Below are 21443 nucleotides of genomic sequence, written 5' to 3'. Positions count from 1 at the left end.
TTCGCGTTTAAAACCGAATGTTGCTCCGGAGGGGTGCGCATGGTCTTCACGAACTGGGCCGGAAACCAGACAGGCACTCCCGCCGAGGTGCGCACCCCTTCGTCCGTGCAGGACGTGGCGCGGGCCGTGAAGGACGCCGCCGCGAGCGGCCGCCGCGTCCGCATGGTCGGCACCGGCCACTCCTTCACCGGCGTGGCCGTCACCGACGGCATCATGCTCAGGCCCCAGGGGCTGACCGGCATCCGCTCGGTCACCAAGGACAACGGCGCCACCTGGGTGAACGTGCTCGCAGGCACGCCGCTCAGCGTGCTGAACGAGGAACTCGGCAAGCGTGGCCTCGCCCTGGCCAACATGGGCGACATCACGGCGCAGACGGTCGCCGGCGCCATCCAGACCGGCACCCACGGCACGGGGCGCGACACAGGCGGCCTGGCCGACCAGGTGGTCAAGCTGGAGATGGTGCTCGCCGACGGCTCCGTCGCGACCGCCTCCCCCGGTGACGACCTGTTCGACGCGGCCAGGGTCGGCCTCGGCGCGCTCGGCGTGCTGACGGCGGTCACCTTCCGCGTCGAGCCCTCCTTCCTGCTGCACAACAGCCGCAGGGCGATGCCGCTGAGCGGCATCCTGGATGAGCTCGACTCGATGACCTCGGCCAACGAGCATCTCGACTTCTTCTGGCTGCCGCACACCGACGCCTGCCTGGTGAAGACCAACAACCGGCATCCGGGCCCGGCCCGGCCGCCGAGCGCCATCAAGCACTGGATGGACAACGTGTTCCTGGAGAACACACTCTTCGGCGCGCTGTGCGGGATCGGCGGGCGCTTCCCCTCCGCGATCCCCAGACTCAACGCGCTCTCGGCCGCCTTCCTCGGCGACTCGGAGTCGGTGGACACCAGTTACAAGATCTTCACTTCCGTCCGCGACGTGCGCTTCCTGGAGATGGAGTACGCCGTCCCCCGGGAACGGCTCGGGCAGGCGCTGCGCGAGACCAGGGACCTGATCGAGCGGAACGACTGGAAGATCACCTTCCCGATCGAGGTGCGGGTCACGCCGCCCAGCGACGCCTGGCTGTCCACCGCGTACGGCAGGCCGTCGGCCTATCTGGCCTGCCACATCTACCGGCCGACCCCCAACCCCGCATACTTCGAGGGGGTCGAGGAGATCATGACGCGCCTCGAAGGGCGCCCGCACTGGGGCAAGCTCCACACCCGCGACGCCGCCTACCTGGCCGGGGCCTATCCGCGCTTCTCCGACTTCCTCGCGCTGCGCGACCGGCTCGACCCCGGCCGGGTGTTCGCCAACGCCTACCTGGACACGGTGCTGGGCCCATGACCGGTCTCACGCCATGCTGAGCCGGCTCGCCATGTAGCCGAGTTCGTCGGGATTGACCACCCCCGCACCGTGACGACCAGGCCGTTGGTGATCTCCAAAACCATCACGCCGAGCAGGCGGCCGCCTGCCGTACCCCAGAGGGCGGGCCCGGCCGTTGACCTCGCCGATCGTGACGGCCGCCTCGACCACGCCCCTGCCTATCCACGAGCCGAGGTAGCGGGCGACCCTGGCAGGGCCCGCGACGACACTGCGGGCCGCGGTGGCCTTGCCCTCGGCGCGGCCGGTGGAGAAGCGCGGCCGGCGGAGAAGCGCGGCCGCCCCTCGGCGACGCGCAGGCGGGCCCGCTGGTAGAGCTCCCGCTGCTCGGCGCTGTCCAGCGGGCCGAGCCGGGCGCCGCCGGTGAGAACGGGCAGCCGCGGCCTGTGCGCCTCGAACTCCTCGACCGCGTGGGACGTCACGACCGGCATCCTACGAGCGCCGGCACGCCGCTAGGGCTGCTCGGGCGCCTGCTCTGGCGCCTGCTCGAGCCGGTCTTCGGCGGGCGGGCCCTGGTCGGGGTCGGTGCCCCTGTCGCTCTGCGTCTCCGTGGGCGTGGGATCAGGGGAGGCGGCGTCGGTAGGCGTCGGCGTGGCCGCCGTGGGGGTGGGGGTGGGGGTCGGCGTCTCGCTGGGCGTGGGCGTGGGGGTGGGGGTCGGGGTGGGCGTCGGCGCGTCGGCCGATTCAGGAGAGCCGGGCCGGTCCGAGACCGGCGGGGCGACCGGAGCGCTCTCCTCCTGCTTGCGCTGCGGCTCTCTCTTCTCCCGCTCGACCGCGCCGGTCTTGCCGGTGACCGTCTCGTGCACGGTCTCGTGGGCGAAGGCCTGGTAGGTGAGGATGACGCCGGTGCTGATCGCGAACACCAGCGCGGCGGCCGCCAGCAGCGTCGGCCACGGCATCCGCCACCTCGGCGCCGCCTGCGCCACCGGCGCCACCGGCGCCATCACCAGCGTGGGCGAGGAGTCGCCCTCCTCCCTGACGGTGGCGTGGACGGCCGTCGCCAGCTCGCCCTCCCCCTCGACGCGGACGGGCGGCTCGGATCTGTCGCGCCACGCGACGACGGTGTGCTGCTTGATCTGGTCGTTGGCGCGCTTCAGGTAGTGCGTGTAGACGGCGCCGCCGACGGTGCTGGCGATGCTCGCCACCGCCGCTCCCACAAAGGTCCCCGCCACTCCGAGGTACGACGCCGCCACGGCCGCCGTCACCGCGGCCATTGCCCCTCCTGCGATCTGCGGCACGCTCAGCTCGAACTTCCGCTGCTCGCCGCTCATCCCCCGGATCAGTCCCCTCTTGTCACTCGTTCGGTAAAGAGCTTCTTCGTAACTAGACGCGGTCGCGTGTCCTGTTGTTCCTGTGACCTGCGTGACAGCAGATTGGACACTCGTGCCCCGCCGATTCGGACTACCCTCCGTGTACGCCGCCGCGGCCCTGGCGACGGCCGTCACCACAGCGGCTCCCGTGGTCGCCTCTGTCGTGGCCCCCGCCGACGCCCCCGCGCCCGCCTCCGCCGAGCCGCCCCACCCCTACATCGTCACCGCCACCGGCAGGGGCCGAGGCCCGCGCGCTGGTCGGCGACGCGCGATGGCGGGTGCGCCGCTACTACACCGCCGCGCTTCCCGGCTTCGCGACGCTGCTCACCTCCGCGGAGGCCGCCGAGTTGCGCGCCGACCCGAGGGTACGTGCGCTGGAGCCCGACGGCAGGGTTCGCGGTCTCGACCTCTCCGGCGGTGCCGCACCGTCCCGCTCCTCCGCCACCGGCGAGGGGGTCACCGTCTACGTGCTCGGCACCGGCGTCGACGTGGCCCGTGACGAGTTCGGCGACAGGGCGTGGCACGCCTTCGACGCCACGGGAGTCCGCGGGCGCTTCTGCGGCGACCACGGCACCCGCGCCGCCTCTCTCGCGGCGGGCGGGAAGGACGGCGTGGCGCCGGGCGCCCGCGTCGGCTCGGTCAAGGTGCTCCGCTGCGACGGCTCGGGCGACCTGTCCGACGTGCTCGCCGGGCTCGACTGGGTGCACAGGCACGCGCGCCGCCCCGCCGTGGCGAACCTGCCCGTCGCCGCGGGCGACTCCCCCGCCCTGACGACCGCCGTGCGCAGGCTCGGGAAGTCGGACGTGGCCGTCACGACCTCTCCGCGTACGGCGGGCACGATGGCAGGCCACCTGGAGTCCCACCCGCCCGCCGGCCCATCGGATGAGGCCACTTGGCCGAAGTCCACGGCGGCGCGTGACGTGATTCGCCAGAATCCGTCGAGGACGCTTAGCCTCCTGCTGCACGGTGACGAGCTGTAATTTCGGATGAAATCGTCAAATGTGACCGGCGTCACATCGGCCAGGCCCCTTCCCATGAAGGCGATGTTCGGACATGCCGGGTACGGTGCTGGCAGGCAACCGGCACACGCGAGAGACTCAAGGGTCCGGGGGAAGATTGAGCACGACGCTGACGAAGGGACTCGCATGCAGGAGCTCCGACTCGTCGCGGTAAGCGAGGACGGCACCTATCTCGTGCTGGCTACGGCCGGGAGAGGGACCCGTTTCACGCTTCCCGTGGACGACCGGCTCCGTGCTGCCGTCCGCGGAAACTTCTCCCGTCTCGGCCAGTACGAGATCGAAGTGGAGAGTCCGTTGCGCCCCAAGGAGATCCAGGCCCGCATACGCGCCGGGGAGACCGCGGAGGAGATCGCCGCGACCGCGGGAATCCCCGTCGAGCGGGTCCGCTGGTTCGAGGGCCCCGTGCTCCAGGAAAGGGAGTACGTCGCCCAGCAGGCGCAGCGCGTGTCCGTGCGCATGCCTGGAGAGTCGGCCCCAGGCCCCACGCTCGGCGACCTGGTCGCCGAGCGGCTCACCAGGCGCGGCGTGCCGTCCGATGAGATCGACTGGGACTCCGCCAAGCGCGACGACGGGCTGTGGCGGGTCAAGCTCGGCTACGTGTGGAACGGTCACACGCGCCACGCCGAGTGGCTGTTCGATCCGCGCCGCCGCCACGTGACCCCGCACGACGAGGAGTCGATGCGGCTGTCCTCGGCCGACTTCGACCCGAACCCGCCGGTCGAGGACACCACCGTCACGCCGTTCACGCCGCGGGTGGCCAAGCTGCAGCCGGTGCCGCCGCTGGCCGCCGAGCCGCTGATGCAGCCGCCCGTGCCGTTCCCTTCGGTGTCCCGCCAGGATCCGGCGCCCTACACCCAGCCGTCCGCGCGTCCCGCCGTCCCCGAGCCGCCCGCCGCGTGGGCGCCGAATCTTCCGCGGACGGCGGAGCCTCCGGCGCGGGCCACTCGCGAGCCGGAGTCGATCTACGCTCCTGCGGTCCGCGAACCAGAGCAGCCGGCGGAGCGTCCCGCGGCGCCGGAGCGCCAGGCGTACAACCACGCGCCCACGACCGCGGGACCCACGACGTTCGACCACGCGCCCGCGGCCGAGCGACCCGGTACCGAGCGACCTGGTATCGAGCGACCCGGCGCCGAGTGGCCGACGGCCGACGAGCAGGTGCCCGCGCCTGTCGCGCCGCGGCTGCCCGAGCCGCACGCGGAGCCTGTCGCGCCGCGCTTCCCCGCGCCGCCGCCCGCGGCCAGGGACGCCGAGCCGGTGGTGGCCCACGAGCCCGCGGCACCGGCGGCCTTCGCGCCGCCCGCCGTACCTCAACCCGCCGCACCTCAACCCGCCGCTCCTGCGGCGACCGCGCCTCCGTCGGCCGCCTCTCCATCCGTCGCCTCTCCACCCGCCGCCGGATCTGCCGTCACCGGATCTGGCGACGCTGGATCTGGCGACGCTGGATCTGCCGGCACCGGGCCTGCCGTCGTCGAGCCTGCCGTTGCGGCACCCGCTGACGCCGTCACGCCCGTCGAGACGTCGACGGCCCCCGGCAGGGTCGAGGAGCCGGTGCAGCCCGCCCAGGCCTCGGTCCTCGTGGAGAAGCCCGCTCCCCTCGAAGCGACCGATCCTGCCGAAGCGGCGGCTGCTGCCCGGCCGACGGCTCATGCCGACGCGACCGCTCCTGCCGAAGCGACTTCTTCCTCCACCGCCGGCACTCCTGTCGAAGCCGCCAAGGTGAGCGCGTCGCCGGAGGCCGCCGGGGACTCCGCTCCGACCTTGGCCTCCTCCGCGGAACCCACGGTGGTCGCGCCCGGAACGCCCTCGGCAGCCGAACAGGCCGCCAAGGAGTCCGCCGAGGAGTCGGCCAAGGTCTCCGCGCCGGTCGGCGGGTCCGAGGTGGCCGGGGCAGCAGTCGCCGCCACTCCGGAGACGGCGGAAGCGGCCGGTCATGCCGCCTCCACCACGCCCGCGAGCGAGCCGCAGGCCACAGCTCCCGCAGGGGTGACAGCCGACGCCGAGAAGGTCGCCACGGCCCTCCCGACGCCGTCCGCGGGGTCCGCGGAGCCGGTCAAGACGCCGGGCACCGTCGCCGGACCCGGTCAGGAGCCGAAGGCCGTCGCAGTCCCGCGGGCCGAGGAGCAGAAGACCACCGGAACCCCGCAGACCGGGGAGCCACAGGCCATCGCCACCCCGCAGGTCGCGGAGCCCCAGGTCACCGGAGCCCCGCAGGCCGAAGAGCCGAAGACCTCCGACAGCCCGCAGACCCGTGACTCGCAGGTCGGCGCCTCCCCGCAGGCCGGGGAGCCGAAGGCCTCCGACACGGCGCAGGCCCAGGAGCCGCAGCGTCCGCAGGTCGCCGCCACCCCGCAGGGTGAGGAGGCCAAGGTCGCCGTGACGCCGCACGCCGGAGGGCCGCAGGCCGCGGATGTCGCCGAGCCGAAGGCCGAGGAAGCCGCCCGGGCGGATCAGGCGGACCAGGCCGGCGGGACTCCGAAGGCCGCGGGGCCCACGCAGACCGTGGAGCCTCCGAAGGCCGCCCAGCCAGAGCGCCCCGCCCAGCCTGAGCGGGTCGCCGAGCCTGAGCGGGTCGCCGAGGCCGTTCGGGAGGCGAAGGGAACCGGGCAGGCCGTACCCGAGGAGCGCGAGGAGAAGGCCGCAGTGCCGGCCGCGCGTCCGAGCGCCGACGCGGAGTCCAAGGAGGCCAAGCCCGCGCAGGAGAAGGCGCCGGTGCCCAAGCCGCCCGTACCCAAGAAGCCGGGGGACGCGGCGCCGGGTCCCGTGCCGTCGCCGCCGCCCGCGCCCGCCGCGCGTCAGCCGAAGAAGGGTGCCAGGGGTCGCAGGGCCTCGGTGCCGACCTGGGACGAGATCATGTTCGGCGCCCGCCGCCAGGACTGACGCGAACCGACATCACGAGGGGCGGTCTCACGGGACCGCCCCTCGTTCGCGCTTCCGGAAAACCCGTCCGCTCGCGGTTCGCGCAGGCCTCGGCCCGTCGTGATGCGGGGCCCGGCCTAGCCTTCCGCGGACGTCCGGGGCGCCCCAGACGGTCAGCCGGAGGTGCGGAGGAACGGGGCCATCCACTCGGGGGTGACCTCGGCGGGCAGGCCGACCGCCTGCTCGGGGGAGACGTCGACCGCCTCGTAGCCGCCCTTGCCCGCACCCACCCCCGCGATGAGCGTCAGCACGCCCGCGCGCCGCTGGAACCAGGTCTGCCGCAACCGCCACCCGACGACGGCCCTCCGCTCGAAGACCGCCTGGGCGCGCCGTAGCGAGCCCGAGCGCACCGACAGCAGGGCGCCGTCGTAGCCGTGCCCGAGCGAGCGGTAGCGGTCGTTGCCGAGGGGGACACCGAGCCCGGCGAGGACCAGCGCCACGACGACCACCGTCCACCACAGCCCCATGGACGTGACGAAGGCGAGGACGGCCGCGACGACCGCCACGGCGACCCATGGAGCGATCGCCCTGAACAGCCTGCGTTCGCGGGCGACGGGCGGGTGGGGGCGCAACGGCGCGGTGAACGCGCCCACGGCCTGCGCGGCGACGTCCAGCGCCACGGGACGGGGAACGTCGGGGAGCAGCTGCCCCCTGGTCTCGGAGTCGCCGAGGCCGGTGACGATGGCCCACATCCTGACGATGCCGGCCTTCCGCTCGGCGATGGCGTCGACGATCTCGTAGCCCCTGACGCGGCGTGCCTCGAGGGAGACGCTGCGCCTGGTGATCAGGCCGCGCTCGGCCACCAGGTAGCCCTCGCGCTCCTTGAGCGTGAAGTCCCAGTTGAAGACGGCGTACATGACCGCGGCGACGAACGGCATGGCCAGGACCAGGAGCAGGATCGCGCCCACGATGAGCAGGGGATGCTGCCACAGCCACTGGCCCGCGTCCCATGCCAGATCACGGAAGCCCAGGTCGTCGCCCCACTGGAAGGCCAGGCCGATGGCGCCGCCCGCGAGGGCGAAGGGCGTCAGCAGGTAGGAGCCGGACAGCGGGCCGTACAGGAGCCACGCGCGCGGCACCTTGACGATCACCCGTTCCTCGGGCGGGGCGGGAGGAGCGGTCGGCGGCGCGTCAGGGGCGCCCTCGGCGGCCTCCGCCCTGGCGGCCCTGGCTCTGCGCAGCAGGACGCCCTTGAGCCTCTCGGCCTCCTGCACGGTCACCCCGTCGAGCTCGCCCTCCTGCTCCCCTCCTCCGCTCGCACCCGTGTCGATCTTGAGTACGGCGAGCCCGAGCAGCCGGTGCATGGGCGGCGTGCTGATGTCGACGCCTCTGATGCGCTCCAGCGGGATGGTCCGCACCGACCTGCTGACGAGCGACCGCCTGATCTCCAGCCGGTCGTAGGCGACGCAGTAGCTGAACGTCGCCCAGCGCACGACGGCGAAGACGACGGCGCCGAGCACGCCCACGGCCGCCCAGCCGAACGAGCGTGCGGAGAAGCCGCCCACGAACAGCACGCCCGCCAGCGGCACCAGCAGCGAGGGCAGCATGCGCACGGGGTCGATGAGCAGGACCTTGGGACTGAGCTTCAGTCCTGGCGGCTCCTCGCTCATGTGGCGTCGTCCCTGAGTTCCTCGGCCCTGTGCGCCAGCCGTTCGGCGAGCCCCGCGGCGATCACGAGGTCGAGCCCCTTGATGGTGGACGACCCCGCGTGCGAGGCGGTGCGGATCTCCAGCGTGGCCAGTCCGAGCATCCGCTCGAACCACCCTTGGGCCTTGTCGACGGTCTGGATGCGGCTGACGGGCACGAACACCCACTCCCGCGTCAGGAAGCCCGACCTGGCGTAGACGACGTCTCCTGAAAGCTCCCAGCGGTGTACGGCATAGCGCACGAAGGGCTCGAGAAGCAGCAGCGGCGTGCCGGGCACGAGCACCACCACGGGCACCAGCCACGAGTTGCCCGACAGCCACGCGGGCAGCCACGACCAGCTCGGAATCCACGCGGCGAGTCCCAGCGAGCCGCCCGTGAAGATCACCAAGGCGGACAGCGCCTCGAGCAGCCACAGGCGTACCGCCTTGGGCGAGACGCGATGCTCTGGATCGCGCAGGGGACCCGCTACGGGGTCGGGCGGCTCACTCACACTGCCCAGCTTAGAAGGGAGCGCCGGATTTCCCGCCTTCTGCGCCGTACCGATTGATCAGATCGTCCGGGAGGGACGGAGTGGCCGGTCATGGCGGCGCGGAAAGGATGCCGACGGTCACAGCTGTGTCCAAGGTCACCCTTCGATGCCCTGATTTTACGGATTTCAACGGCTTTCCTCTCGACCGAACCTCCCGAACCGGTCGGCGCACCACCGACAGGCGCGTAGCATCTTCCGGCATGGGGCAGCCGAACACGTACACGCGCGTGGGGCGCGCCACCGTCATCGGGATGGTGGCCGCGCTGACGCTCGGCGTGTCCGGCTGCGGCATCCTGAACGGCCCCGCCAGGGAGATCAGGGAGATCAACGTCAGCAGCTCGAGGCTGCGCGACAACACTCCCCTGCCGTCGGAATATTCCTGTCACGGCACCAAGAAGAGCCCGCCGCTGCGCTGGTCGAGCGACGTGCTCTCGCGTGCCAAGTCGATCGCGGTCGTGGTCGACGACACCGGCTCCGCGAACCCGGCCGTGCACTGGGTGGTCTACAACATCGACCCGCGCACGACCGAACTCGGCGAGGACGCCTCGTCCGACCCGCCGAAGGAGGCCGGCCAGGCGGCGGTGACCAGCACGAAGGTCGGCTACGAGCCGCCCTGCGAGAAGACCGGAAGCTATCGGTTCAGCGTCTACGCGTTGAGCGGGCGGCTTGAGGACACGAGGAGCGCCTCCCTCCCCGACATCCTGAAGATGATCGCCGACCAGACCATCGCGCGTGGACGCCTGACGGCGGTGCACATCGAGTGATGGTCCAAACGCTGCGGGTAGTAATGGTTACCGATTCTTCACTTTGGGTGTGACAACGCTCATAGTGGTCCGACACAATCAGATCCGTTCGCTGTGCGTTGGTGATCAAAGGGGGCAGATCGCGTCGATGGCCGCGCGATCTCACCGGCGCCGCTGGCAGGCCATGGCCTTGAGGGTGGTGCAATGACTGCGGTCGTACTGGTTCTCGTCGCCGTCGTGCTCCTCGTGCTCGTAGTCGTGGCACTGGGCATGCGTTCGATGAACAAGCGCGAGAGCTCGCTCCCGCCGGAGCGTCTCAAAGCGATGGCGGAGAAGGAGGAGATGACCCAGATCCGCTCGACGGACGAGTTCGCCGCGCACGAACCTCGCATGGTCAACTTCAGCCCCGACTTCAGCCCCATCGACCAGCAGAAGCAGCCCAAGCCCGTCCGCACGGGACAGCGCGGCAAGCGCGGTGTCGACGAGTGGGGCAACGGCGCGGCCGATGACGACGACGAGGAGTTCTGGGCCAACATCCGCAACGAAGCCACCGAGGGCGGCTTCGGCGCCGGCGGCACGGTCAAGGCCCGCATGGCGGCCAGCAGGCCGGTCGAGCCCGAGCGTCCCGCGGCCGACCCCTCCACCGAGCGCACGGTCCAGCTCCCGCTGCCGCCCAGGCCCGCGGCCGCCGAAGCCGTCCCTGCCGCGCCCGCCGCCGCTCAGGCCCCGGCCGCCAGGTCGGGCAGGCCCAGCCGGTCGAGCAGGGCCGCGGCCCGAGCCGCCGCGGCCGACAAGCGCCCGCTGGTCGAGCCCGCGCCGATGCCCGAGCCCCGTCCCGCGCCCTCCGCCTCCGACCTGGCCGACCAGCGCACCGTGACGTTCGCCGCCCCGACGCCCGACGTGATGAGCATCCTGGGCGCGGGTGCCAAGCCGGTGCCGCCGCTACAGCCGGAGCCCCAGCCGAACAGCGGCTCCTTCTCCGCGTTCGGCAGCGGATCGTTCCCCGCCGTCACCGGCAGCGGCTCCTTCCCCGCGGTACAGCCCTCGCCGATCCACGGCGCCCCGACGAGCGACCCGTTCCCCGCCTACGGCTCCGCCGACACCGAGACGACATGGCAGTCGCCGCCGCCCGCCGCGTCGACCACCTCCGGCTCGTGGTCGGCCGCCCCCGCCCCTGACGTGCTCGACGGACCGGCTCCGGCCTCGTCCTGGCCCGCGTTCGAGACCTACACGCAGCCCGCCGCTCCCGCGGCCGCCTATCCCGGTTCCTACGAGGTGCGCTCGGGCTGGGCCGCGCCCGACGACGACGCGCTCACGACCGGGCCGACGCCCGCGTCGACCACGCCCACCGCGCCGGGCAGGACGGTCACGCCGTACGACGACGTGCTGGGCGGCGGTGGGCAGTACCCGTCGTCCGCCTACGAGCAGGAGCGGCCGCAGGCCGCCCCCTACGGGGCGCCCGCCACCCCCGCCGCCTGGCCCGAGACGCCCGCCGCGAACGCCAGCTGGCCCTCCTACGGCGAGATGTACGGCCAGCCCGAGGCGAGCGAGCCCGCCAGTCAGGGGCGCCGGGGCAGCCACCACCGCTCCCCTGAGCAGGAATACCCCGACTATTACCGTTGATCGTAAAGGCCTCTCATAACGGCCCATTTGCCAGGCTGTCAGCCGATACAGTCTGGCAGTGGACACTCAGAGTAACGTACTGACTGCCCTTCGACATGATGTGCCCGCGTCGCTGGTGGTCTTCCTCGTCGCGGTCCCTCTGTCACTCGGAATCGCCGTCGCCTCAGGCGCGCCACTGGCCGCGGGGCTGATCGCCGCGATCGTCGGCGGCGTGGTGGCGGGGCTGTTCGGCGGCTCCGCCGTACAGGTGAGCGGGCCTGCCGCGGGCCTGTCACTGGTGGTGGCGGACCTCGTGCACACCTACGGGTGGCGGGCCACCTGCGTGATCACGCTGCTGGCCGGTGTGGTGCAGCTCATGCTCGGCGCCTTCAGGGCCGCCCGCGTGGCGCTGGCCGTCTCCCCTGCCGTCATCCACGGCATGCTCGCGGGTGTGGGCGTGGTGATCGCGCTGTCGCAGCTGCACGTGGTGCTGGGCGGCAGCCCGCAGAGCGCGGCCATCGACAACCTGCTCGAACTGCCCGCGCAGGTCGTGAACCTGCACAATCACGCGGCCGCCGTCGGGCTGATCACGATCGGCGTGCTGCTGGTGTGGAGGTGGCTGCCGCGCGGGGTCCGCCTGGTCCCAGGGCCGCTGGCCGCGCTGCTGCTTGCCTCGACCGCGGCCGCGGTGTTCGGCTGGGACGTCACCAGGGTGGACCTGCCGGACGATCTGCTGCGGTGGACGCCGCCCGTGCTGCCCGCGGGCGACTGGCACGGCATCCTCGCCGCGGTCATGCTGGTGGCGCTGCTGGCGGGCGTGGAGTCGCTGCTGTGCTCGGTGGCCATCGACGGCCAGCACGACGGGCCCCGCACCGACCTGGACAGGGAACTGCGCGGGCAGGGCCTGGGCAACATCGTGTCGGGCCTGCTCGGCGGGCTGCCCATCGCCGGCGTGATCGTGCGCAGCACCACGAACGTCCAGGCCGGCGCCCGCAGCCGCTGGTCGGCCGTCCTGCACGGCGTGTGGGTGCTGGTCTTCGTCCTGTCCTTCGGCTGGGCGATCCGGCTGATCCCGCTGGAGGCGCTGGCCGCGCTGCTGGCCTTCATCGGCCTGCAGATGATCAACCTGGGTCACGTGCGGAAGGTCCACGGCCACGGCGAGGTGCCCGTCTACATGATCACGCTGGCGGGCGTGGTCGTGCTCGGCCTGGCGGAGGGGGTGCTGTTCGGGCTCGCGCTGGCCGTCCTGCTGGCGCTGCGGCGCCTGACGTGGGTCTCCGTGCACGTACGGCAGGAGCCGGGCGACAGGCGGCACGTGACGATCTCGGGGTCGCTCACCTTCCTCGGCGTGCCCAGGCTCACCGACGAGCTGCGGGCGATCCCGCCTGGCGTGCCCGTCGACCTCGACCTCAACATCGACTTCATGGACAACGCCGCCTTCGAGGCGCTGCACTCGTGGCGGCTCAAGCACGAGCGCTCGGGCGGCAGTGTCGACATCGACGAACTGCACGACGAGTGGTACAGCCTGGCCGCCGGCGGCAACCGGATGTTCCCCGCCAAGACGCCGCCCAAGGCGCACGAGCGCTGGTGGCTACCGTGGGCGCACCGCCGCAGGCGCAGGGGTTCCGCGGTGCCCGAACAGGGCGGTCCCGCCGAGTGCGAGCTGACCGTGGGCGCACGCGAGTTCCACCGGCGTGCGGCTCCCCGGATGCGGCCCATCTTCACCGAGCTGGCGCACAAGCAGCAGCCGACGCACCTGTTCATCACGTGCGCGGACTCCCGCATCGTGCCCACGCTCATCACCGCCAGCGGTCCTGGCGACCTGTTCGTGGTGCGCAACATCGGCAACCTCGTCCCCCGGTACGGCTCGCGTCCGCATGACGACTCGGTGTCGGCGGCGATCGAGTACGCCACGCAGGTGCTGGGCGTACGGACGATCACGGTGTGCGGGCATTCGGGGTGCGGGGCCATGGCTGGGCTGCTGTCAGGCGGGGAGAAGGCGGGCAGCCTGCCGGGGCTGCGCCGGTGGTTGCGGCACGGCAACCACAGCCTGGCCAGGTTCATCCAGTCGGACAGCGACGGCAGCGACACGGGCCCGCTCGACCGGCTGTGCAGAGTGAACGTGATGCAGCAGCTGGAGAACCTGCGCACGCACAGGAAGGTCGCCGAGCAGGTGGCGGCGGGGTCGCTGGAGCTGGTGGGGCTCTACTTCGACATCCCCTCCGCGCGGGTGCACATCCTGCCCAACCCCTTGGCCGCCGCGGCGGTTCCCACGGGCGCCCTGGTCCGGGCGGAGGAGGGGCCGTGACGGCGCCTACGCTCTCGGTGAAGTGATGGCGTGGATCGCGTGTCATACCCGAAGAATGCCTTCATGAGAGTTCTGGTCATCGGAGGGTCAGCGTTCCTCGGCCGCGCGATCGTGTCGGAGGCACTCGCCCGCGGGCACGAGGTCACGACGTTCAACAGGGGGCAGAGCTACCCTGACGTGCCCGGCGTGGAGGCCGTGCACGGCGACAGGGAGTCGGAGGCGGACCTGGACCGCCTGGTGGAGGGGCGGCGCTGGGACATCGTCGTGGACACCTCTGCCTACGTGCCGCGCGTGGCGGGCCGGTCCGCGCGGCGGCTGTCGGGGCTCGCGGACACCTACGCCTTCATCTCGACGGTCTCGGCGGTGCGCGGCTTCCCCGCCGAGCGGGCGACGGACGAGTCCGGCCTGTGGGACTGCGCTCCCGACGCGGGACCCGAGGACGGCGAGTACGGCGTGCTCAAGGCGGGCTGCGAGCGCGCGGTCGAGCAGGGGTTCGAGGGCAACACACTGATCATCCAGCCAGGGCTCATCCTCGGCCCCTACGAGAACGTGGCCAGGCTGCCGTGGTGGCTGACCAGGATCGAGCGCGGCGGCAAGGTCCTGGCTCCCGGCGACCCCTCGGTGGCGATGCAGCTGATCGACGCGCGCGACATCGCGATCTTCACCCTCGACCAGGCGGAGAAGGGCGTCAGCGACCGCTTCATGGTCACGGGGCCGGCGGGCAACACCACCTTCGGCGAGTGGCTGGAGCTGTGCAGGCAGGCCACGGGCTCGGACGCGGAGTTCGTGTGGGTGGACGACCGGTTCCTGCTCGACCACGAGGTCGGGGTCTGGATGGAGCTGCCCCTGTGGGCGCCGGCGGCACCCGAGATGGCCAACTTCTGGACGATCTCCACGGCGAAGGCCGAGGCGGCCGGGCTGCGCTGCCGTACCGTGGCCGAGACCGTCAGGGACACCTGGGAGTGGCTGAGAGATATCCCCGTCGGCGAGCGGGTGTTCGGCAGGAAGAACGTCCACGGCATCGCCCCCGGCAAGGAGGCGGCGATCCTGGCGGACTGGGCCGCCCGCTAGGCGGCCCCGCCAGGGATCACGGCGACGACCACCACGTGGACTGCGTGATGGTGGTGAAGCCGAGCGAGTCGTAGAGCGGCTTGCCGGCCTTCGCCGACGTCAGGGTGACCGGCAGGTCCTTCAGCAGGCCGCCGAGCACCGCGTGCATGAGCGCCCTCCCGATTCCCGTCGAACGGAACTCGGGCAGGGTGGTCACCCAGTAGAGCCCGCCCACCGTGCCGTCGGCGACCGTCAGGCACGCGCCGGCGGGCTCGCCGTCCTTCTCCACGACGAACAGCTCGACGCCGTCGTAGCCCAGCAGCGCCGTGGGGAAGGCCTGCCGTGGCCGGTGCGGCTGGAAGCGGGACAGCGGGAAGCCCTCGACCACGATCCGCTCGGCGGTCTCGAGCTGCTCTTCCCGCTCGACCCTGACGACCTCGAGAGCCGCGGGCGGCAGGGCCTCGCCCGGTCTGCGGATCATGACGGGCAGCCGGCGGGGCTCCAGCCCGATCGCGCTCATGTCGACGACGCCGTAGGAGTCCTCGACGAGCACGGGGCCGCGCGTCCAGCCCTTGGCCAGCTCGGTCAGCTCGGCGACGTCGTCCGCGCCCGGCGAGGGCGACTGGAGGATGATCCGCAGCCCCGCCCGCTCGTCACCCCCGACACCGACGAACCCCGGCCGCTGCACCACGTCGCAGCCGCGCACGTCGCCCAGCGCCTTCCACAGCGCCGCCGCGTTCGCGGTGGCCGACCGCAGATCGGCCAGGTCGATGATGGTCATGAAGGGACCCTACAAGAGAGCTCGCCGGTACTTTCCCGAGGGGCGATGCGACCCCGAACGACGTCGTCCCCACGGTCAGCGGGTGACGTTGTTCTGCCCCGCCGCCATTCCTGGCAGTACCTCGGGTGGCTGCCTGCCTCTGTGATCAGTCCGGCCGACTGTGACCTCCGCCCGCGCGAGACCGGCCCCCAGGCCGCAGCTCATCCCGTCGGCCGGACCTCACGAAGTCGCGCCGTCCTGATTGCCTTGCCTCCCATCGGCGCGAATGGTGGGAAATTGCCGGTGGTGATCTCTGCACGACAGGCCGCGGCTCGAACCGTACCCAGGACGGGAGACCGACCATGTCGAACCTGCACAAGAGGGCTGGCGCCGATCGTTCCGCCGCCGCCCTGAGCGTGAACCCGCTCTACAGCGGGCTGATCTCCGAGGGCGGGGTGCCGCGCTACCGTCTCCCGGACGGCCCCATGCACCCCGACGCCGCCCTGGCGATCATCCGCGACGAGCTGATGATGGACGGCAACGCCCGCCTCAACCTCGCCACGTTCAGCACCACCTGGATGGAGCCTCAGGCCAAGGAGCTGATCGGCGAGTGCCTCGACCGGAACATGGTCGACCGCGAGGAGTATCCGCAGATCGCCGATCTGGAGGGGCGCTGCGTCAACATGCTCACCGAGCTGTGGCACGACCCAGGCCACGGCATCGGCTGCTCGACGGCGGGCTCCAGCGAGGCGGCCATGCTGGGCGGCCTGGCGATGAAGTTCGCCTGGCGGCGGCGCGGCCACGCGGGCGACCGGCCCAACCTCGTCATCGGCACCAACACCCACGTGTGCTGGCAGAAGTTCTGCCGCTACTGGGACGTCGAGGCCCGCTTGGTGCCGATCCGCCACCACGGCGGCGCCTTCGACCTGCGGCTCGACCCCGAGGACGTGGCGAGCCACTGCGACGAGAACACGATCGGCGTCGTCGCCGTGCTCGGCTCCACCCAGACCGGCGCGTACGACCCCGTCGCGCAGATCGCCGCCGCATTGGACCGGCTGGAGGCGGAGCGGGGCATCGACGTGCCGCTGCACGTGGACGCGGCCGGCGGCGGCTTCGTCGCACCCTTCCTCCAGCCCAGCCTGGTGTGGGACTTCCGGTTGCCGCGGGTGCGCTCGATCAACGCCTCCGGCCACAAGTTCGGGCTGGTCTACCCGGCGGTCGGCTGGGTGGTCTGGCAGGACGCCGCCGACCTGCCAGACGACCTGGTGCTCCACACCGACGTGCTGGGCGGCCCGCAGGAGACATTCACCCTCAATTTCTCCCGGTCGGGCGCCCCGATCGCGGCCCAGTACTACAACTTCCTGCGCCTGGGCTTCGACGGGTACCGCGCGGTCCAGCAGACCTGCCAGGACGTGGCCCGGCACCTGGTGGCCGGCATCTCCGAGCTCGGCGGTCTCGAACCGCTCACCGACGGGAGCGACCTGCCGGTGTTCGCCGTCAGGACGGCGGACGATCTGGGCTGCACCGCGCACGAGCTGTCCGACCGGCTGCGCCGCCGCGGCTGGCAGGTGCCCGCCTACCACCTGCCGCCCGCGCTGGAGGAGATCCAGGTCCTGCGTTTCGTGATCCGCAACGGATTCAGCTTCGACACCGCCGACAAGTTGCTGGCGGACCTGCGGGAGGTGCTGCGCGACGTGCGCGCGCCTGGCGGCCCCGAGCCCCGGGCACGGCACCCGCTCACCGCCCTCACCCGCTGAGCCCCAGTGAGCCCCTGAAGGGATTGAGAGGACCTTTCTCCATGAGCACTTTCACCGAGAGCATCACACTCGACCAGCTCAACGAGGATCCGTACCCGATCTACGCCCGGCTGCGGAAGGAGGAGCCGGTCGCCTTCCTGCCCGCGATCAACCAGTGGATGGTGACCCGCTGGGACGACGTCGTAACGGTGGTCAGCCGCCCGCAGTCTTTCACCACCCACTTCCCCCAGTCCCTCGTGGCGCGGGTGTGCGGGCAGGGCAACATGCTGGGCACCGAGGGGGACGCCCACGCCGAGCTGCGCGCCTGCGTGGACGTGGACTACTCGACCGAGACCGTGCACCGCTTCTTCGCCGACGACGTCCGGCGGCTGGCCGAGAAGTACGTCGAGACCATCGCCGGCCGCGGCGAGGCCGAGCTGAAGCGCGACTACCTCGGCCCCATCGCCGTCCTGTCCGAGGCCAAGGTGCTCGGCCTGGACCAGGTGGACCCGGAGATCTTCCTGCGGTGGTCGCGCGGGCTGAACACCGGCATCACCAACTTCGAGGGCGACCCCGCCATGCAGAAGCTGGGCGAGGACACGGCCGCCGAGATCAACCGGGCCCTGACACCGACCGTCGAGCGGTACACCAAGAGCCCCAACCAGTCCACGCTCTCCAACCTCATCCACGCGGGCCGGCCGCCCGAGAACCCGCGCACGCTGGAGGAGGTACTGCCGACGCTGCGGCTGGTGATGAGCGCCATCGAGGAGCCGTCGATCGCGGCCAGTTACGCACTGCTGGGCCTGTTCGGCAACCCGGAGCAGTACGCGGCGGTCAAGGCCGACTTCTCGCTGCTGCCGCCGGCCGTGCATGAGGCGCTGCGGTGGATCTCGCCTGTGGGCGCGCTCATGCGCTCGGCGCCCGGCGAGGTCACGCTGGCCGGGGTGACGCTGCCGGCGGGCGCGCCGGTCGCGGCCATCGTCGCCTCCGCCAACCGGGACGAGGGCGTGTTCGACGACCCCGACCGCTTCGACCTCCACCGGCCGCTGCACCCGCACGTCTCGCTGGGCTACGCCCGGCACCGCTGCCTGGCCATCGACTTCGTGCCGGAGATCGTCCGCATCAGCCTGGAGGTGCTGCTGGAACGCCTGCCCGGCCTGCGTGCCGACGCGGACCGGCCGCCCGCCTTCCACGGCTGGCGCTACCGCCACCCCGACAGCCTCCACGTCCGCTGGTGAGGAAGACATGACAACAGATCGCCGCAAGCACGGCGAAGACGTCCTGGACCGCCTGGACGGCACCGCCCGCGCGCACGTCACCGCCGCCCTCGACGACGTCTCGCCCGACCTCGCCGACCAGGTGATCTCCTGGGCGTTCGGCGAGATCTACGACCGGCCCGCGCTGCCGCCGCGCGACCGGCAGCTCGTCATCCTGGGCATCCTCACCACACTGGGGAGCTGCGAGCCGCAGCTCAAGATGCATCTCAGGATCGCGCTCAACGCGGGGCTGACCCCGGACCAAATCACCGAGGCTCTGCTGCAGGCGGCCGTCTACTGCGGGATGCCGCGGGCGCTGGTCGCCACCTCGATCGCCAAGCAGGTCTTCGCCGAGCGCGGTCTGGTGCCCGTCCCCGCGGCCGGGACGTGAGCGCGCGCAGGTGACGCGGCGGCCCGCTCACCGCGGGCCGCCGCCTTCCGGCGCCCACGTTGTCATGTGCCCTCGTCGTGCCCTGCGCCAGGCGCGGACTCGCACCCTTTGGAGCGGTCGACGTGCTTCCACTTCCCAAGATCACGGAACGGGAGATCGTGAAGAGTGCTCCGCCCCTGGTCAGAGGGGCGGAGAGAGACGAGCCGGCCTGTAGGCCGGGTTCTGTCCTTCGCGAACGAAGGGGCGACCATCCATCTAGGACCGCCGTTGCCGGCGGCCTCAAGCGGTCTACCCGCGCGGCTCGGACGGGCAGTCCTCGAACGCCGCGCGCGGGACGCTCCTGGGAGCGTCCCTTCTTGACCTTGCTCCAGGTGGGGTTTACCTAGCCGCCCACGTCACCGTGGGCGCTGGTGGTCTCTTACACCACCCTTTCACCCTTACCTCCCGGATGACCGGGAGGCGGTCTGCTCTCTGTGGCACTAGCCCGCGGGTCGCCCCGGGTCGGCGTTACCGACCACCCTGCCCTGTGGAGCCCGGACCTTCCTCGGCGAGCCCCGCAAAGGGGCTCGACGCGGTCGCCCGGCCGGCTCGTCTCCCCCGAGATTATCGCATCCCCGCCCCCTCCCACCCCGCCGGCGAGAGCGCCGGGACGTGATGGCGGCGCCCAGGGTCCCGGCCGGGTCCGGTGAGCCTCGCGGCGTCGGAACGGCCCGGCCGTGCCCGGGTCAGCGCAGGTGGGAGATGTCGTTGAACGTCTTCATCACCGCCGGGCCGTCGGCGTAGAAGTCGATCAGCGACAGGCACGCCAGGTCGAGGTGCATGCGGTAGAGGGCCTCCGGCGGCGCGAGCAGCGCGAGCCTGAGGAACGTCTTGATCGGCGTGACGTGGGAGACGGCCAGCACGGTCTTGCCTTCGTAGCGCTCGATCAGCCGGTCCCTGGTCGCCTCGACCCGGCGCGCCACCTCGGCGAAGCTCTCGCCCTGGGGCGGCGCGACGGTGGGGTCGGCCAGCCAGGCGGCCAGCTCGTCGGGCCACTCGCGCTGGATCTCGGTGAAGGTGCGGCCTTCCCAGACGCCGAAGTCGGTCTCCCTGAGCCCTTCGTCGATCTCGACCTCGACGCCGACGAGCCGGGCGACCATCTCGGCGGTCTGCCGGGCCCGCTTGAGCGGGGAGCTGACGATCACGTCGATCCGGTACGGCGGCGCCGCCAGCCTGCGCGCCGCCGCACTCGCCTGGGCCAGGCCGTTGGCGGTGAGCTCGGCGTCACCGAGGCCGGAGAAGCGGCGTTCGGCCGACAGCGGGGTCTCGCCGTGACGCAGCAGGAGCAGGGAGGTGGCGACCCTGGTGGCGGGACCCCAGCCGGTGCCTTTGGCGGCCTGCCGGGTGACCAGCGAGGCGGTGGGGGCCGACAGGTCGAGCAGGTCGGTCTGCTCCCCCGCCTTCGGCGCGGCCGCCCCGAGCCCGACGGGCGAAGGACCAGCCGCGTTGACGCCGCCCGAATCCCGCTCCGCGGTGCCGCCCGAGATGCCTGCATCCCGCTCGGCGACGCCGCCCGCGGCGCCGGACTCACGTACGGCGGCGCCGCCCGCCTTCCACGCCAGCCCCTTGGCCGCCGCGTCCATCGCCTCGTTGGCCAGCCGGTCGGCGTGCTTGTTGCGCTCACGGGGGATCCACGTCCACCCGGTGACCCTCAGCCGCCTGACCAGCGCCTGCGCCTCGAGGGCGAGCGGCCTGAGCCCCTCGTGCTTGACCTTCCAGCGGCCCGCCATCTGCTCGATGACGAGCTTGGAGTCCATGCGGACCTCGACGGCGGCACCTTCGCCGCCGAGGTCGAGCACGCAGGTGAGCCCCGCGATCAGGCCGCGGTACTCGGCGACGTTGTTGGTGGCCACGCCGATCGCCTCGGCCACCTCGGCGAGGACCTGGCTGTCGGCGGCGTCCATGACGACGGCCCCGTAGCCGGCGGGACCGGGGTTGCCCCTCGACCCGCCGTCGGCCTCGATGAGGTACGAGGTCGTGCTCATGACTGCTCCTTGATCGCTGAGGGCCGAGTCGGGGCCGAGGGTCAGATGCCGGACTCGGGGGTGCGGACGAGGATGCGGCGGCACTCCTCGCAGCGCAGCACCTCGTCGTGGGGCGCGGCCTTGATCCGGTTCATGTCGGCGATCGAGAGCGTCACCTTGCAGCCCATGCAACGGCCGCCGTGCAGCATCGCGGCGCCCACGCCGTACTGGCCGCGCAGCTTCTCGTAGAGGGCGAGCAGGTCGGCGGGGATCTCGGTGGCGACGCCGGAGCGGCGCCCCGCGACGTCGGCGGCCTCCTTGTCGATCTCGGCGAGGGCGGTGTCACGACGGTCCTCTGCGGCGCCGCGGGTGGAGGCGATCTCGTCGCGCTTGGCGATCAGGTCGGTGACCTTGGAGTCGGCGGCCTCGCGGCGCTCCATGATCTCCAGCACGACCTCCTCCAGGTCGCCCTGGCGGCGGTGCAGCGAGGCGATCTCGGACTGCAGGCTTGACAGGTCCTTGGGCGAGGTGACCATGCCGGAGTCGAGGCGCTTCTGGTCCCGCTCGGCGCGGGTGCGCACGGTGTCGACGTCACTCTCCGCCTTGGTCTGCTCTCGGGCCAGGTCGCCGGCCTCGGTCTCGGCGGCGATCACCTGGGTGGCCAGCTGGGCGAACTGCTTCGACTGCTCGTCGATCTCGGCCAGCTCGGGCAGCGTGCGGCGGCGGTGGGCCAGACGATCGGCAGCGGAGTCGAGCTCGGCCAGGTCGAGCAGTCGTTTCTGTTCGGCAGGGGCTGCTTTCATGA

The 21443-nt window shown here is 72.1% G+C and carries 17 protein-coding genes and 1 other RNA gene; 10 read left to right on the top strand and 8 right to left on the bottom strand.

The features are described from left to right. Window positions 1-39: 39 nt before the first annotated feature. Complete coding sequence (locus ACFSKW_RS20475) at window positions 40-1332, top strand: D-arabinono-1,4-lactone oxidase (RefSeq protein WP_379573879.1); 1293 nt, start codon at window positions 40-42, stop codon at window positions 1330-1332. 197 nt (window positions 1333-1529) lie between these two features. Here ACFSKW_RS20475 and ACFSKW_RS20470 read toward each other — a convergent pair whose 3' ends face one another. Together ACFSKW_RS20470 and ACFSKW_RS20465 are read right to left on the bottom strand one after the other, a co-directional pair. Continuing rightward, window positions 1530-1790: a hypothetical protein gene (locus ACFSKW_RS20470; protein WP_379573878.1), complete on the bottom strand. Its 261-nt coding sequence runs from the start codon at window positions 1788-1790 to the stop codon at window positions 1530-1532. A gap of 30 nt (window positions 1791-1820) precedes the next feature. Beyond that, window positions 1821-2639, bottom strand: a complete 819-nt coding sequence (locus ACFSKW_RS20465) for a hypothetical protein (RefSeq protein WP_379573877.1) — start codon at window positions 2637-2639, stop codon at window positions 1821-1823. A 101-nt stretch (window positions 2640-2740) separates the two neighbouring features. Here ACFSKW_RS20465 and ACFSKW_RS20460 point away from each other — a divergent pair, with 101 nt between their 5' ends. Both ACFSKW_RS20460 and sepH read left to right on the top strand, forming a co-directional pair. Continuing rightward, entirely contained in the window at window positions 2741-3658 is a 918-nt protein-coding gene (locus tag ACFSKW_RS20460; protein WP_379574560.1) for a S8 family serine peptidase, read from the top strand. A gap of 165 nt (window positions 3659-3823) precedes the next feature. Further along, window positions 3824-6574, top strand: coding sequence for a septation protein SepH (gene sepH / locus ACFSKW_RS20455; protein WP_379573876.1), 2751 nt, complete (start codon window positions 3824-3826; stop codon window positions 6572-6574). Window positions 6575-6726: 152 nt separating this feature from the next. Here the strand turns inward: sepH and ACFSKW_RS20450 are convergent, their stop codons facing one another. Both ACFSKW_RS20450 and ACFSKW_RS20445 read right to left on the bottom strand, forming a co-directional pair. Further along, window positions 6727-8223 (bottom strand): PH domain-containing protein, encoded by a 1497-nt coding sequence (locus ACFSKW_RS20450; protein WP_379573875.1) that lies wholly within the window; start codon window positions 8221-8223, stop codon window positions 6727-6729. After that, window positions 8220-8750 carry a PH domain-containing protein gene (locus ACFSKW_RS20445; RefSeq protein WP_379573873.1) on the bottom strand — a complete coding sequence of 177 codons (531 nt, stop codon included), beginning with the start codon at window positions 8748-8750 and terminating at the stop codon, window positions 8220-8222. Before ACFSKW_RS20445 ends, ACFSKW_RS20450 begins: the two co-directional genes overlap by 4 nt. 239 nt (window positions 8751-8989) lie before the next feature. On the opposite strand from ACFSKW_RS20445, the gene ACFSKW_RS20440 reads away from it, so the two are divergent. The 4 genes from ACFSKW_RS20440 (at window position 8990) to ACFSKW_RS20425 (ending at window position 14513) form a co-directional block, all read left to right on the top strand. Beyond that, complete coding sequence (locus ACFSKW_RS20440; RefSeq protein WP_379573872.1) at window positions 8990-9553, top strand: YbhB/YbcL family Raf kinase inhibitor-like protein; 564 nt, start codon at window positions 8990-8992, stop codon at window positions 9551-9553. Between the two features lie 183 nt (window positions 9554-9736). Then, window positions 9737-11155, top strand: a complete 1419-nt coding sequence (locus tag ACFSKW_RS20435; RefSeq protein ID WP_379573871.1) for a hypothetical protein — start codon at window positions 9737-9739, stop codon at window positions 11153-11155. Window positions 11156-11213: 58 nt separating this feature from the next. Continuing rightward, entirely contained in the window at window positions 11214-13442 is a 2229-nt protein-coding gene (locus tag ACFSKW_RS20430) for a bifunctional SulP family inorganic anion transporter/carbonic anhydrase (protein ID WP_379573870.1), read from the top strand. Window positions 13443-13505: 63 nt separating this feature from the next. Beyond that, entirely contained in the window at window positions 13506-14513 is a 1008-nt protein-coding gene (locus ACFSKW_RS20425; protein ID WP_379573869.1) for an NAD-dependent epimerase/dehydratase family protein, read from the top strand. Window positions 14514-14529: 16 nt separating this feature from the next. On the opposite strand, the gene ACFSKW_RS20420 is transcribed toward ACFSKW_RS20425, so the two are convergent. After that, window positions 14530-15273, bottom strand: coding sequence for a GNAT family N-acetyltransferase (locus ACFSKW_RS20420; RefSeq protein WP_379573868.1), 744 nt, complete (start codon window positions 15271-15273; stop codon window positions 14530-14532). Window positions 15274-15614: 341 nt separating this feature from the next. On the opposite strand from ACFSKW_RS20420, the gene ACFSKW_RS20415 reads away from it, so the two are divergent. The 3 genes from ACFSKW_RS20415 to ACFSKW_RS20405 are packed head-to-tail and all read left to right on the top strand — an operon-like array spanning window position 15615 to window position 18635. Further along, on the top strand, window positions 15615-17009 hold the full coding sequence (locus ACFSKW_RS20415; RefSeq protein WP_379573867.1) for a glutamate decarboxylase: 1395 nt from the start codon (window positions 15615-15617) through the stop codon (window positions 17007-17009). 41 nt (window positions 17010-17050) lie between these two features. Beyond that, window positions 17051-18226 carry a cytochrome P450 gene (locus ACFSKW_RS20410; protein WP_379573866.1) on the top strand — a complete coding sequence of 392 codons (1176 nt, stop codon included), beginning with the start codon at window positions 17051-17053 and terminating at the stop codon, window positions 18224-18226. 7 nt (window positions 18227-18233) lie between these two features. Continuing rightward, a complete protein-coding gene (locus ACFSKW_RS20405) occupies window positions 18234-18635 on the top strand; it encodes a carboxymuconolactone decarboxylase family protein (RefSeq protein WP_379573865.1) in 402 nt (133 codons plus the stop codon). A 195-nt stretch (window positions 18636-18830) separates the two neighbouring features. Here ACFSKW_RS20405 and rnpB read toward each other — a convergent pair. From rnpB to ACFSKW_RS20390, 3 genes are all read right to left on the bottom strand, one after another. Continuing rightward, window positions 18831-19226, bottom strand: an RNA gene (rnpB, locus tag ACFSKW_RS20400) — RNase P RNA component class A. A gap of 134 nt (window positions 19227-19360) precedes the next feature. After that, window positions 19361-20659: a bifunctional RNase H/acid phosphatase gene (locus tag ACFSKW_RS20395; RefSeq protein ID WP_379573864.1), complete on the bottom strand. Its 1299-nt coding sequence runs from the start codon at window positions 20657-20659 to the stop codon at window positions 19361-19363. Window positions 20660-20700: 41 nt separating this feature from the next. Next, window positions 20701-21441, bottom strand: coding sequence for a zinc ribbon domain-containing protein (locus ACFSKW_RS20390; protein ID WP_379573863.1), 741 nt, complete (start codon window positions 21439-21441; stop codon window positions 20701-20703). Window positions 21442-21443: the final 2 nt, after the last annotated feature.

The organism is Nonomuraea mangrovi, from assembly GCF_042681425.1.
GTDB classification, from domain to species: Bacteria; Actinomycetota; Actinomycetes; order Streptosporangiales; family Streptosporangiaceae; genus Nonomuraea; species Nonomuraea mangrovi.
This window is presented reverse-complemented; position numbering and strand designations above follow the sequence as displayed.

Excerpts from the sequence above, each read along its gene's own strand:
- ACFSKW_RS20475 (WP_379573879.1), top strand. The coding sequence starts at position 40 with ATGGTCTTCACGAACTGGGCCGGAAACCAGACAGGCACTCCCGCCGAG.
- ACFSKW_RS20465 (WP_379573877.1), bottom strand. The coding sequence starts at position 2,639 with ATGAGCGGCGAGCAGCGGAAGTTCGAGCTGAGCGTGCCGCAGATCGCA.
- sepH (WP_379573876.1), top strand. The coding sequence starts at position 3,824 with ATGCAGGAGCTCCGACTCGTCGCGGTAAGCGAGGACGGCACCTATCTC.
- ACFSKW_RS20450 (WP_379573875.1), bottom strand. The coding sequence starts at position 8,223 with ATGAGCGAGGAGCCGCCAGGACTGAAGCTCAGTCCCAAGGTCCTGCTC.
- ACFSKW_RS20440 (WP_379573872.1), top strand. The coding sequence starts at position 8,990 with ATGGGGCAGCCGAACACGTACACGCGCGTGGGGCGCGCCACCGTCATC.
- ACFSKW_RS20435 (WP_379573871.1), top strand. The coding sequence starts at position 9,737 with ATGACTGCGGTCGTACTGGTTCTCGTCGCCGTCGTGCTCCTCGTGCTC.
- ACFSKW_RS20425 (WP_379573869.1), top strand. The coding sequence starts at position 13,506 with ATGAGAGTTCTGGTCATCGGAGGGTCAGCGTTCCTCGGCCGCGCGATC.
- ACFSKW_RS20420 (WP_379573868.1), bottom strand. The coding sequence starts at position 15,273 with ATGACCATCATCGACCTGGCCGATCTGCGGTCGGCCACCGCGAACGCG.
- ACFSKW_RS20415 (WP_379573867.1), top strand. The coding sequence starts at position 15,615 with ATGTCGAACCTGCACAAGAGGGCTGGCGCCGATCGTTCCGCCGCCGCC.
- ACFSKW_RS20410 (WP_379573866.1), top strand. The coding sequence starts at position 17,051 with ATGAGCACTTTCACCGAGAGCATCACACTCGACCAGCTCAACGAGGAT.
- ACFSKW_RS20405 (WP_379573865.1), top strand. The coding sequence starts at position 18,234 with ATGACAACAGATCGCCGCAAGCACGGCGAAGACGTCCTGGACCGCCTG.
- ACFSKW_RS20395 (WP_379573864.1), bottom strand. The coding sequence starts at position 20,659 with ATGAGCACGACCTCGTACCTCATCGAGGCCGACGGCGGGTCGAGGGGC.
- ACFSKW_RS20390 (WP_379573863.1), bottom strand. The coding sequence starts at position 21,441 with ATGAAAGCAGCCCCTGCCGAACAGAAACGACTGCTCGACCTGGCCGAG.